The organism is Mesorhizobium ciceri WSM4083, from assembly GCF_000519305.1.
In the GTDB taxonomy this organism is placed as follows: domain Bacteria; phylum Pseudomonadota; class Alphaproteobacteria; order Rhizobiales; family Rhizobiaceae; genus Mesorhizobium; species Mesorhizobium ciceri_B.
The window spans coordinates 25,310-37,919 of record NZ_JAFG01000013.1 but is presented as its reverse complement, the minus strand read 5'-3'; the positions used below and the strand labels follow the sequence as shown (position 1 = coordinate 37,919).

The 12,610-nt window shown below is 60.9% G+C and carries 11 protein-coding genes and 2 pseudogenes; 8 read left to right on the top strand and 5 right to left on the bottom strand.

Translation table 11 applies throughout. From position 1 onward, the window contains the following. Window positions 1–6: 6 nt before the first annotated feature. From MESCI2_RS1000000138025 to MESCI2_RS0122290, 4 genes and pseudogenes are all read right to left on the bottom strand, one after another. Complete coding sequence (locus MESCI2_RS1000000138025) at window positions 7–315, bottom strand: helix-turn-helix domain-containing protein (protein WP_050596631.1); 309 nt, start codon at window positions 313–315, stop codon at window positions 7–9. A 108-nt stretch (window positions 316–423) separates the two neighbouring features. Next, a complete protein-coding gene (locus MESCI2_RS0122300; protein WP_027038503.1) occupies window positions 424–918 on the bottom strand; it encodes a nuclear transport factor 2 family protein in 495 nt (164 codons plus the stop codon). A gap of 143 nt (window positions 919–1,061) precedes the next feature. Further along, window positions 1,062–1,331: a nuclear transport factor 2 family protein gene (locus MESCI2_RS1000000138910; RefSeq protein ID WP_245270423.1), complete on the bottom strand. Its 270-nt coding sequence runs from the start codon at window positions 1,329–1,331 to the stop codon at window positions 1,062–1,064. A 1-nt stretch (window position 1,332) separates the two neighbouring features. Then, a pseudogene (locus MESCI2_RS0122290) lies at window positions 1,333–1,638 on the bottom strand (MBL fold metallo-hydrolase); the annotation flags it as partial. Between the two features lie 1,734 nt (window positions 1,639–3,372). Between MESCI2_RS0122290 and hisC the strand changes: the two are divergent. The 3 genes and pseudogenes from hisC to MESCI2_RS0122280 all read left to right on the top strand — a co-directional run. Beyond that, window positions 3,373–4,461 carry a histidinol-phosphate transaminase gene (gene hisC / locus MESCI2_RS0122285; RefSeq protein WP_027038501.1) on the top strand — a complete coding sequence of 363 codons (1,089 nt, stop codon included), beginning with the start codon at window positions 3,373–3,375 and terminating at the stop codon, window positions 4,459–4,461. A 143-nt stretch (window positions 4,462–4,604) separates the two neighbouring features. Next, window positions 4,605–5,657, top strand: coding sequence for an LLM class flavin-dependent oxidoreductase (locus tag MESCI2_RS1000000137185; RefSeq protein ID WP_081738850.1), 1,053 nt, complete (start codon window positions 4,605–4,607; stop codon window positions 5,655–5,657). A 49-nt stretch (window positions 5,658–5,706) separates the two neighbouring features. Next, window positions 5,707–5,899 (top strand): annotated as a pseudogene (locus MESCI2_RS0122280) (DUF932 domain-containing protein); the annotation flags it as partial. Window positions 5,900–6,727: 828 nt separating this feature from the next. Here the strand turns inward: MESCI2_RS0122280 and MESCI2_RS0122270 are convergent. Next, window positions 6,728–7,900, bottom strand: coding sequence for an IS110 family transposase (locus MESCI2_RS0122270; protein ID WP_032901187.1), 1,173 nt, complete (start codon window positions 7,898–7,900; stop codon window positions 6,728–6,730). A gap of 355 nt (window positions 7,901–8,255) precedes the next feature. On the opposite strand from MESCI2_RS0122270, the gene MESCI2_RS0122265 reads away from it, so the two are divergent. The 5 genes from MESCI2_RS0122265 to MESCI2_RS0122245 all read left to right on the top strand — a co-directional run bounded on the left by MESCI2_RS0122265 (window position 8,256) and on the right by MESCI2_RS0122245 (window position 12,559). Next, window positions 8,256–9,218, top strand: coding sequence for an ArdC family protein (locus MESCI2_RS0122265; protein WP_027038497.1), 963 nt, complete (start codon window positions 8,256–8,258; stop codon window positions 9,216–9,218). Further along, on the top strand, window positions 9,215–9,415 hold the full coding sequence (locus MESCI2_RS0122260) for a hypothetical protein (protein WP_027038496.1): 201 nt from the start codon (window positions 9,215–9,217) through the stop codon (window positions 9,413–9,415). Before MESCI2_RS0122265 ends, MESCI2_RS0122260 begins: the two co-directional genes overlap by 4 nt. Window positions 9,416–9,474: 59 nt before the next feature. Then, a complete protein-coding gene (locus MESCI2_RS0122255) occupies window positions 9,475–9,891 on the top strand; it encodes a DUF2958 domain-containing protein (protein WP_027038495.1) in 417 nt (138 codons plus the stop codon). Window positions 9,892–9,967: 76 nt separating this feature from the next. Further along, the gene (locus tag MESCI2_RS0122250) at window positions 9,968–11,698 is read left to right on the top strand and encodes a ParB/RepB/Spo0J family partition protein (protein WP_027038494.1); all 1,731 of its coding nucleotides are present in this window, start codon (window positions 9,968–9,970) and stop codon (window positions 11,696–11,698) included. 537 nt (window positions 11,699–12,235) lie between these two features. Next, entirely contained in the window at window positions 12,236–12,559 is a 324-nt protein-coding gene (locus MESCI2_RS0122245) for a DUF736 domain-containing protein (RefSeq protein ID WP_027038493.1), read from the top strand. Window positions 12,560–12,610: the final 51 nt, after the last annotated feature.

Below are 12,610 nucleotides of genomic sequence, written 5' to 3'. Positions count from 1 at the left end.
TGCCATCTACTGTTGGAAGCCGCTCGGGCCGAGGCCCACTCGGAAAGACTCGAGCTCCTTGCCCTCGGTGCCGTCATACCATCGATGACGGCGCGCGCCCGATCGCGCGTCAACTCCTGTTATCGATCTGGCCGGCCGGCCGCGCCGACGTGACTTCAGATTACCACGAAGCCTGAGGTGATCACGCCACTCGTGAAGTGGTTGGCGACTGATGCCAACCTCGTCGGCTAACTTGCTGACGGTTTCGCCTGCCTCCATGCGCTGGAGAAGCTCCAGCTTTTGGTCCTCATCAATAACTCTTTGCCGTCCGGCCATGCCCCAGTTTCCTCTCTTGCAGGGAAACTGTCCGCGATTTGCCTTGTCTCAGTCTGGGAGGTGCTCTCGACAATATTCCGTCAGGGCAAAATGGCCGCTGATACGAGGTCAGTACATGGGCCGCTGATTGGTGGCTTCAGCGGGAACCGGCTGGATCACGTCCCAATGCTCGACGATCTTACCTTTCTCGACGCGGAAGATGTCGACGATGACTGTTGCAGGTGAATTTTCCAATGCTGGCTGCACGGTCTGAAGCATCACAAGATCGCCTTCGGCAATGACGCGCTCAAACTTTACCTGCTGCTTTGGCCACGTCAAAATGCCGAGGCTTTCGAAGAACGTTTTCACGGCCTCCCGTCCGTCGCTTATGCTGGGATTGTGCTGGATGTAGTCGGTGGCCCAATAGCGGTCGAGAGCGGTGAGATCGTGGTCGCCGAACAGCTCCTGAAACGCCTTTGTGACCAGCGCCTTGTTGGCTTGAGCCAGTTCGTAGTCCTGCACGATCTGGGTCTGGGTGGCGTCCTGGGCATAAACAGGTACCGCTAATCCCGCGACCGAGGCGGTCACGAGGAAGATAGATGCGAAGATTGTCTTCTTGAGCATTGGATCGTCTCCTGGTGTTTGCGCCTAATTGAGCGCGCGGGAACCAGAACGGTGTCGACATACTGGGTCATGCGAATGACCTTGCCGTCCTTGATCTGGTAAAGGTGGGCAAAGGGCGCAGTCATAGACTTGCCCGTCGCGTTCTACGTGCCTGAATAGACGCCGAAGGCGCCAACGCGATCGCCGTCGGCAAGGTAGGTGTGGACCTCGGCGCGATAGCCCGTCCATTCCGTGCCAAGGCGGCGGAATACGCCGTCGATCAGTGCCTCTGGTCCAACATAGGTACCGGCGTAGGGGAAGCCTTCCGCTTCGCTCCATTCCACGTCCGGCGACAGGACAGCCCGCAGATTGCGGCCGTTCTCCTCGGAGGATCCTTCATAGGTCCCCCGGATCAGCTCAAGATTCGTGCTCATCTCAACCACACTTCATTTCGCCGGTGGCGACCTTGGAGCCGATGTCGAGAGCGACACCCATGCCCAGGTTCGGAAAGCGCGCTTCCAGCGCGGCCTTGAGCGCGACGGAATCGCCGCCCTTGGCCAGTTCCTCCTCAAAATTCAGCAGGTACGCCTTGGTGTGCTCGATCGCGGCAAGACCGGTTGGAGCTGCGGGGTCCATGTGGCCCGGAATGACCACCGACGGATTGCGGCCGGCAATCTTGTCGAGATTGGCGATCCAGGCCGCGCGCTGCTCCTCGGTGGGAGTATCGGCGGTCCAGACATTAGAGGCCGTCGCAATGCGGCGTGTCGAATCGTTGGCGCATGGGGCTGTGTTTTGCTCAGGCCCGATCGGGTTGCACAGGTCCAATCAGGACCCGCACCAACCGTTCCAACCAGGTGACCGGCAGGTCTTCGTTTGACCTCTGGATCGCCAATGCACAACCACCAACGTACCCCCCCAGCCTTGCTCAACCAAGCTTTGGTCGCAGTAGTGCTTATCAGCGTCTTGGGCGACGGCTGGAGCTGGAGCGGTCATTACAATGGCCAACACCGTGGCGGCAAGTATCGTCCGTGGCCAGTGAGACCGCAATTTTATAAGGAGCCTCGAGCGCCCCGCAGCGTCCTTCTCTGAGGTAGGCATTTTTCGTTTCCTTCTGGATCATCACGGGTTTGAAGAGGATCTGGTGTTATGTGCCATTGGGAGAGCCGGCGAATCGGCCGATATTCATGTGGTCGAGTCATAAGTTCTCCTGAATGTTTGTTTTACGAGAACCCTTATGGCGGCCCTAGCTGACCTGAAAGCTGCAGGCGGTCTGCGGGATGGCGATCCTGTCTGCCGATCGCAGCGAGATCCAACGGAGCTGGGGCGTCCCACGGGATGCGCAGCCTGTATTGCGTTCGGGCCAATGTCATGTGAACTCCTGGGCTAAAGACCGCGCGACGGGCCAAGTCGCAACACGTGTCATAATATGCAATTTGCATGCCACCAAACGGGTTGCGAGCAGCGACCGCAAATCGGCGGAGTCGCCCCCTGGCCGGCTTGATCCTAACCCCTAGGATGTCTGGACTTGAACACAGATTGTCGTCAATCGGACACCGACAAAATGCTGTGACCAGCTTCGGCACCGGCTGACGCCAGAGTCCTCCAAGGCCGGCTCGGTAGCGCTTGCCATAGTTTACGATCGCACCGCGGTTCAAACGGACGTAGGTCAGGAGCTGCAACCCGAGATTATGAAGCCGTGCGATCTCATCTGCCGGAGATACATCAAACTGATGGAATTCTATCATGATCGCCGAGTTTCCTTTCTCAAATGAAAGAAAGCTCGATTGACTCTCCCGCCCCATTCCGGCCTCCTGCATCAACGTGCGGTTGCGGCGTGCAGAAGCCAGTCGGCGGTCGCGATTCATGAAAGGAAAGCCATGCGCCAGCCATCGCCCCGCTGTGCACTCGACCACGTCGCGGCGCCCCGACTTACGGCCAGGGCGTTTTCACGCTTGCCCGTGACCACGCGACCGACCTCGAAATAAATCAGCTTCCCTCGATTCCGAACTCCGCCTCTTGGCACAAGCGCCGATCTGGGGGGCAGATGTGAAGCTGCTCGCCGGTTCGCGTCCGACCGCGAGCGACTGATGGCCGAGGAATCCAGATGCAAAGGCAATTCGACGAACAGTGTGGGCAGGAGCGAAAAAGGGCTCATGTGAGGGAGAGCATTGGCGACAGAGAGGCGCTCCGCGGGCTGATTGAGAGGGTCGCGTTAGTAGCCAGGTCCAACAGCACCGTTCCGGCGAAGCCGGGGCCGGGAGGGAACTGGTCGCCAACGCCGATCACGAGCCCCGCGACACTTAGCGGCAGATCTCGCCCGTCACATCGCCTGAGCACGTCATCCCGAGCGGGACCCGATGTCAGTCATCAGGCAGCAGCGGGAGCGACACTGTAGCGAGGCACGCACCGTCGGTCGACCATGTGCTCTCGACCATGGTCGACCGGATTCCCTCTGCGACTGAAACGGAGAAAAACATGTCGGATGCAAAATTGCAGAGTGTGCTTTCGTCTCTTTCGCAAATGGCGAGGCAGTCAGATGCCCTGCCATCCGATAGACCAGCGCCGGATGCAAGTTGGGTGAAACTAAACACGAATGAGAACCCTTTCCCTCTTCCAACAATGATAATGAAAAGTGCGATTGCGGCCCTCGAACGGCAGTATCTATATCCAGAAGAGGATAACATCAGCCTGCGGGAAGCCGCCGCCAATGCCTACGGCGTCTCCATTGATCAGGTAATCGCCGGTAACGGATCGTCTGAACTGCTCGGACTTGTCTACAGAGCTTTTCTTGCTGCGGGGGATAGGGTAGCGATGATGTCGCCGGGGTTTTCGTTTAACCGCAAACTTGCCATGTTGCAGGGTGCGCAATTTCTCGAAATCGAATTTGGCGAAGATCATTCCTTGCCGATCGAGCAATTGCTCTTGGGTCCTGCAAAGGACGCTAAGTTCATTCTGTTAGCCAATCCGAACAATCCGACCGGAGCGTTCGTTCCGGTGGCGGATATCGAACGCCTGGTAGCGAAATCGGACCGCTTGATCGTGCTGGATGAGGCCTACGTCGACTTTGCCCCCGAGAATGGTCTGCACCTCATCAATCGCTATCCGAACCTTCTGGTCTTAAGAACATTTTCGAAAAGCTATGCTGTCGCCGGCATTCGCGTCGGTTTCGGTTTCGGTCACCCTGAAATTATCGGCCGGCTACGCAACATCCAGAACGTCTTCAACATGAATGTGATCGGGCATGCGGTCGGTATGAGCGTCCTTGCGCATCGCGCCGCCTATGCCGACAACCACAGACATATCAGGCATCAACGACAGCGAGTGAGGCTCGCGCTGTCGCAACTCGGATTTTCCGTAATGCCTTCCCACGCAAACTTTTTGCTAGCCCGTGTGCCAACGGGACAGGATGGCTCATGGTGGCAATCAGCCTTGGCAAGGCAAAAAATACTTGTCGCAGTTTTTGCCGATAAAGGTCTGGAAAATTGCATCCGCGTCAGCATCGGTACAAAAGAGCAAATGGATGCATTTCTTAGTGCAACTAAGGATATTAATGCGAATATTTAATAGGTCTATATTCAGACGTTAGGTAGCAGACTCTGCGTTAGCGTCGACGGCAATAATCATCACGACTATACAAGGGCGAGATCTTTGAATTGCTTTGACATAGAAGCAACGGGATTTGTTGCGCCAAAATTGGAGACAATATGATGAATACAGTCTTTCCTTCAGGCCTAGCTGTCGGCATCTTCGATCACCTGGATGATGGCGGCGTCGATATCGCCCGACAATACGAAGATCGCCTGATGTTAGCCGAGGCCTGTGATCACCTTGGGTTCTATGCATATCATCTCGCAGAGCACCATTGCACCCCACATGGGAGAGGTCCATCACCGAATCTGTTTTTGTCGAGCGTAGCCCAGCGAACCCGGCGCCTTCGTGTAGGCCCAATGGTAATGCTGCTTGCCCTCTACCATCCGCTACGTGCGTTCGAAGAGATCTGTATGCTGGATCAATTGAGCGGTGGCAGGCTCGAACTTGGAATAGGGAGCGGCTCGCTCCCGATCGAATTGGGTTACTTTGGGATTGGCTCGGACGCGGCGCCAGACCACTATGCGGAAGCCAGCGAGATTCTTATCAATGCGCTGAAAGGCGGTACGCTATCTTATCAAGGACGCCATTTTGAATTGAACAGCGTTCCGCTGACGCTAAGAACTCATCAGCGTCCACATCCGCCGACTTGGATCGCCACGAATCGACCCGAATCGGCAGCCTGGGCCGCTGCGAATGGCGTGAACATCGCGTGCGTGGGACCTTCCTCTTCTGTTCGCAGAATTACTGATGCCTTCCGCGCCGGTCGAGAGCACATCGGTGACGCGGATGACCAAGCGCCATTTCTCGGATTGCTCAGAATGATCGTGATCGGGCGTTCTGAAACAGATGCACGTTCACTCGCCGCACCTGCTTACGAACGGTGGCTCAAGAGCTTTAAATTCCTTTACGATCTCAATGCCATGCCGACTCCACCAAACCTGCCGCTGACCTTCGATGCAGCAATCGAGAAGGAATTGTGCGTAGTAGGAACGGCAGCTTCTGCGGGACAAGCTCTTCTTGATCAACTGGAACAGGCAGGTGCAAGCTACCTCCTTTGTCAACCGGCATTTGGGAATCTGTCGTTGGATGCTTCCCTATATACCGCAACGGCGGTTCAATCCGTAATTACAGCTCGAGTTGGCGGACTGCGGTGCGGCAGTGCCCCTTAGACGCGTGCATCACAGGCAGCACTCATAGATATGCCGAGGCACCGCTTGCCCCACCCATTGGCGTTTTGGCCAGCTTGGCCAGTCTGGTCGGCGCACCGGCTGCTTGTCTGCGCCAACTCCCGGCCCCGCTTGCCGCCATCAATCTCCAATACGCGCTGACCTCGCAACGCGCCGAGCAGGTAAAGACGCTTGAAATCCAGAACGGCCGCGTCGAGCTGCGGGCGGTGACCGGTCCGGACTATGTGATTATCTAAACAGTCAGCTGTCTCGCCGGCTTTTCACTGACCCTTTCCACCGACGTTGAGCCTGGCGCCGCCCGCAACCGGTGGCGATCCCGTGCGCTCGCGTCGCTCCCAAGGAGCTATCACGATGTCTTCCAGGATGCAGTCCGGAGCGCGTGCCGACATTTACACGCGCATCACCGCCAAGATCAAAGCTACGGTCGTCGCGGACCTGAGGAGCGCCCGCGCGCCTGAAGGCGCGCGCCGGGTGCTCGTGAACCGAGCCCGCTTTTCTTCGGCAAGCCTCAGGCGGTCTCGGCCATTCGGCTTCGCCCCCTGGCGCGTGCAGCCTTTCGGCTGCTGATGGCCGCCGGCCGCTGGCCGGCGTGGTCTGTCTGTTGGCCATCCCCCGGTGGCGCGCGGTGGGCGGCTCTCCCTTCTAGGCCCGCCGCGGCATCCCGCAACCCTTCGCTGCCGCTCAGGGTCCTCCTCTTCGTTCCGGTCCTTCGGATGCGGTCTGCCTTCGGCAGCGGGCCTTTCCGGTCGTTCTCGCCGCCCACCCCGCTCACATGGGAACTTTGTCGTCAAGGCTGTCTTCGCATATCTACCTCAATGCGTTGTGATCCTAGGTCCGAGCCTGTCGTCTTGGCGCGGTGACAACACCGGTCCAAACTCACATACGGTCGCTGCGCTGTGGCAGCTGCACCAACATCCCGCTTTCGTCGGTAAGGCTCAGGGGAACGCGACCAATCTTCCGGACGGCATTTTAGGCCAAGTGGGGTGGGAGGTTCGTTCGCCCAGGATCAGCCGGGAGCGATCAATCCCGGCGGATGGAAAAGAGTACGTTGATCATGCCGGCTTCATGACAGCGCCCTCAATGACAGCACCATGATGAACATACTTCCATAGCGCGATCAGAAGTTTTCTCGCGAGCGCAATAATTGCCGGCTTCCGGCGCCTGCCACCGTCGAGCGCGACCCGCTCCTGGAACCATTGTGCTAAAGCCGATCGAGGTTGATGCAAAAGCCAGAACCACGACAATTGCACCATCACGGTCCTCAGCCTCGGATTGCCCGCTTTCGATACGCCCTGTTCCCGGCTGATCGATCCGCTTTGCCACGGTGTCGGCGTCAGACCGGCATAGGAGGCAAGCTGCCTTCGATTCGCAAATTCGCGATACAGACCCTCGGACCAAAGCACCTCGGCAAAGTCCGCTCCCACGCCGCGCAGTTGCTTGAGCATCGACACTCCATTGGCGACTTTTGATGGGTCGCATTCATTGCGAGCCACTTCGTCACGCGCTGCTTCCACGTCCTTGATTTGCCGAAGCACGAGCTCGATCCGGTCCAGTGCACGGACAATCTCCGCTTTGAGATTCGACGGTAGTTCACGACCGTCTCCGGTCCTGAGTTCTTCCAGTCGAGTGCGGCGGTCCCGCTTCAGCGGCTCAAATCCAACTATGCCCTGCGAGAACAAGAGCCCCTTGACCCGGTTCACGATCTTGATCCGCTCCGCGATGAGAGCGCGTCGCTCACGGCTGTTGCGCTTTCGGTCCTCTTGCTCGGGCGATGGCGGAACAACCATGGCGCATACCCGCGGCTCGCCGCGCTTGTAGGCAAGCAGGGCGCGAAGGAGGGTCTCGCCATCCAGCTTGTCCGTCTTCGCCCGGCGCTTCCTGCGTGACGTGGCAATGGATGCTGCATCAACCACATGGCTTTCGATACCGTCACGCTCAAGGATCCGATGTATCCAGAAGCCGTCCAGGCCAGCCTCCTGGATTGCGATCACCGGCACGTCACGGCCCGTTCTGCGCCGAACCGTCGCCTTCAACTGGCTGATAAGGTCGAACAATCCGGCTGTATCGCCTGCCTTGACGACGCGCTTTGACATCTTCTCTCTGTTGCATGGCAACAAGCTTGTCACCAACCAGCTCGAGCGACTGAGTTCCAGGGACAGGAAGATAGCGCCGAGTGTCGTATGGACCGCATCGGTTTCAATCTCAGTCACGTTTTCAGCTTTCATGTGTTCTATCCCTCCAAGTTGTTCATGAGCAATACGCCGGCCAAAGCGAGTTGATCGCAGCTGCGGTCATCGCTTCGCGATGTGGTTTTGGTAGTTGCCTGCCCCCCGCTCGCGGGGTGGGCGACGCTCCTTTCTAGGCCCGCTGCGGCAGGCCGCAATGTTCGCTCCGCTCACATCCTCCACTCCGTTCCGGCCCTTCGGGTGCGGCCTGCCTCGTTCAGCGGGCCAAGCCAGTCGCGTTCTGCCGCCCACCCCACTCACGGGGGCAGGCACGCGAGATCGGGATCGAGCGCTGCCTCCACCGCCCATGGGATCTTCCGGGGGAGGGCGCGATTGAAGAGCGGAGGACCAAACGATGCGTGCAAACAACAAGCGTTCCGCCAGCCGGCAGGCCGGCGCGGCTAAGGGCGGGCGCCCCGGCGCCGGCCTTTATCAGGAGATCACCGACCGCATCATCGCCGAGCTCGAGCGCGGCACCGTGCCATGGGTCAAGCCATGGGGCCGGGCAAAGGCCGGGCTCGGCCTGCCCAAGAATGCGGCCACCGGCCGGCTCTATTCCGGCATCAACATCCTGATCCTGTGGGGCGCCGTCTTCGAGCGCAGCTATGCCAGTCAGAACTGGCTCACCTTCCGGCAGGCGCTTGCGCTTGGCGGCAATGTCCGCAAGGGCGAACACGGCACCACCATCGTGCATGCCGATCGCTTTGTTCCCAAGGACGAGAAGGAGCGCGCCAAGACCGATGGCGACGAACCGCACGCCGTCCCCTTCCTGAAGCGCTTCACCGTCTTCAATGTCGCGCAGTGCGACGGACTGCCCGACCACCTCCATGCCGCCGCCGAGCCGCTGCCCGAGCGTCAGATCGTCCCGCAGGCCGAGGCGCTAATCAACGCAAGCGGCGCTGATTTCCGCATCGGCGGCGATCGCGCTTTCTACATGCCCGGCAGCGACTTCATTCAGGTGCCGCCGCAGCCGGCATTCTTCCACCAGATCGACTATTACCGCACCTGCTTTCACGAGCTTGGCCACTGGACCGGCCACCCGGCGCGGCTTGCGCGCGACCTCTCCGGCTCTTTCGGCACCAAGACCTATGCGCGCGAGGAACTGGTCGCCGAAATCTGCGCCGCCTTCGTCTGCAGCTCTCTCGCCATCGAGCCGACCGTGCGCCATGCCGACTATATCGGCTCATGGCTCACCGTGCTGCGCGAGGACAACCGCGCCATTTTCCGCGCCGCCAGCCAAGCCTCCAAAGCCGCCGATTTCCTGCTTGGCCCTCACCGCACCGCCGAAGCCTCGGAGCGTGAGGAGATCGCGGCGTGAAGGCGCGCAATCCCCACGCGCTGCCGACCGAGAAGACGCCGGAAGGCGAGCAGACCCTCATTTCCGGTGTCCGGCCTGTCACCGCGCGCGACCGGCTTTGCCTTCTCACGCGCGCGCCCTTGCGGCCACGCAAGGCGCAAAAGCCGCTCGGTATCGGTCTTTTCGATGGTGAGGCGGATCAGAGAAAGATCCAGTGAATCTTTCTCCCGCCGAACGCCCGCAACCAGCTCGACCCGTTTTGACAAGGAGTTTTGCCATGATCCTCATCCCCGACGACCTTCGCGCCCGGCTGCTCGTCAATGGCGCGGCCGAAACAGAAACCGACCATCACCCGGTCGTCAAACTGTTCGATCCGACCGGGCCCGCGACCTGGCTGTTGAGCGAACTCGACGCCGACGGCGACACGCTGTTCGGCCTGTGCGACCTCGGCCTCGGCTTCCCCGAACTGGGCAGCGTCAGCCTTGCCGAGCTTGAAAGCGTCAAGGGACGGCTTGGCCTCGGCATCGAGCGCGACCGCTATTTCAAGGCCGAGTTTGGGCTCTGCGTCTATGCCGAAGCCGCTCGGCTGTCCTGCCACATCACCGAGGACGAGCGGCTTTTGCGACAGGCAGCGCAAGCACTTGCCAAATCCGATTGCGAGCTTCCGCCGGACACGGCGGAACCACGCCGCTAGGCGTGGAAAACCCGCCCGCCGCCCGGCCTGCGCCCTCGCGGCGGGCAACTCAACCCCAAACGAAGGAGACTAACCCATGCAGCTTGCCCACATTGCGCTTGATAAGCTCAACATTTCCGCCGCCAACATGCGGCACGCAAAACGCGCGCCCGACCTGTCCGACATTCTGCCGTCCGTGCGTGCGCGCGGCGTTCTGGTGCCGCTTCTGGTGCGGCCCAACGGCACGCCCGAAAGCTTCGAGATCGTCGCCGGTCGGCGACGCTATTTCGCCGCCAAGTCGCTCGCCGAGGAGCGCGGCGAGGGCGAGCCCTTGCCCTGCGCCATCATGGAAGACGGCGATGACGCCGATGCGCTCGAAGCCTCGCTCATCGAAAACATCGCCCGCCTCGATCCCGACGAAGTCTCCCAATGGGAGACGTTCTCGCGGCTGATCAGGGAAGGCCGCACGATTGCCGACATCGCCGTCACCTTCGGCATCACCGAGCTGATGGTGAAGCGCTCGCTGGCGCTTGGCGACTTGTTGCCCAAGATCCGTGAAGCCTATCGGCGCGAGGAGATCGACGCCGAAACAGTGCGCTATCTCACCATGGCTTCGAAAGCGCAGCAGAAGGACTGGCTGGCTCTTTATGCCGATCCCGAGCAATACGCGCCGCGCGGCTACCAGCTGAAGCAATGGCTGTTCGGCGGCCAGTCGATTGCCACCAAGGTCGCCCTGTTCGCCATCGAGGACTATCCCGGCCTCATCGTCTCAGATCTGTTCGGCGAGGAGAGCTATTTCGCCGATGCCGACCTGTTCTGGCTCAAGCAGAACGAGGCCATTGCCGCCAGCCGCGACGCCTATCTCGAGGCGGGATGGAGTGAAGTGACCGTGCTCGAACCCGGCCAGCATTTCCACTCATGGGACCACGAGAAGACGCCGAAGAAGAAGGGCGGCAAGGTCGTCATCACCGTGTCGCATCGCGGCGAGGTCGAGTGCCACGAAGGCTGGCTGTCGCGCAAGGAAGCGCGTCGCGCCCGCGATCAAAGCGAGGGGAGCGAGCAGGAGGAGATCGCCGCCAAACCGTCGCGTCCCGAACTCAGCGGCCCGATGCAGAACTATGTCGATCTGCACCGTCATGCCGCCGTGCGCGCCGGGCTGCTTGATCATCCAGGCACAGCGCTTCGCCTGATGGTGGCGCATGCGATTGCCGGCTCAAGCCTGTGGCAGGTGCGCTGCGAGCCGCAGCGCGCCGCCAATGAGACGGTCGCGGCGAGCCTCGCAGCCTGCAAGGCCGAGGCCGCATTCGCCGAAAAGCGGCGCGCGGTCCTGGCCCTGCTCGGGCAACCGGACGAGGACGCCGCTGTCGTCGGTCGCTATGGCGACGGCTATGACACGGCGCATGTCTTTGCTCGTTTGCTGACGCTGTCCGACGACGATGTCATGCGCGTTCTCACCATCGTCATGGCCGAAACGCTCGAAGCCGGCAGCGCCGTGATCGAGGCGCTTGGGCATCATTTGAAGGTCGACATGGCCGGTTGGTGGCAGGCGGATGACGCCTTTTTCGAGCTTCTGCGCGACAAGGAAATCGCCAATGTCATGCTTGGTGAGATCGGCGGCAAGCATGTCGCCGACGGCAATGTCGCCGAGAAGGTCAAGACGCAAAAGAAGATCATCCGCGACTTCCTTGCCGGCGAGAACGGCCGCGAGCAGGTCGAGACGTGGCTGCCGCGCTGGATGAAATTCCCGGTCGAAAGCTACACGGCGCGCGGCGGCTTCCGCACCGCCGACCAGTGGGCCCGCGTTCAGCCGCTGTTTGCGGCGCAATGATCCAGCCAAGCCCAGGCGGCGGCTCTTTCAAAAGCCGCCGCTTGGGGGACCATCTCCCGGGACGGCGCCGGCTGCACTTTTGCGGCCTTTGAGCCGCGCGCCGCAGACCACACCCGGCGCCAATTCGACGCCTTCGCCAGCCCCAAACTCGCCCGCGTGCTTTGTCGCGGCGACCGGTCCATGGGCACATACGCCGATGGGATTTTGCCTGCGAGCGACGCAAGACTGGCACCCCGCCGCCGCCTTTGCTTGGTGTCAGCCGATCGCGCAGCTAGTCTCCCAGCCGTCTTCGAGCACCATTCCCCTGCGGCTGGCTTGTCGACCTATGGGCGGTTCCGGCCCGCCCGAAACCCTCGCCAGCAGGTTTTTTCCCCGCCGCCTGCGGCGGCTCCTCGCGCCCGCTTCGCTGCAAAAAACCTGCCTGCTCGGGTCCTCCGCTGCCGCTGCGGCCCTGTCGGGTTCAGGCGGTCCGGACCGCCCATCACGGTCCGCCATCGCAGGGGAATGGTCCCCGGCGACAGCAAAAAGGAGACTGACATGACCGCGATCGGATACGTCACCAAGCAGGACAACGGCGGCTACAAGGGCCAGCTCAAGACGCTCAGCGTGCGCGCCGACATCGACATCGTGCCCAACCAGGCCAAGAGCGCCGACAACCATCCCGACTTCCGGGTGCTGACGCAAGGCGTCGAGGTGGGCGCCGGCTGGATCCGCATCGGCGAGGCCTCCGGCAAGGACTATGTGAGCCTGTCGATCGCCGCCCCCGAGTTCGGACCGCGCAAGCTCTACGCCAATCTCGGCCGCGCCGCCGGCCAGGATGACGACGACACCTACGCCATCATCTGGAACCCGGTCGACTGATCGGCCACACCGAGCCCCGCGCCGCGACCGGCGCGGGGCTTCTTCGAAGAG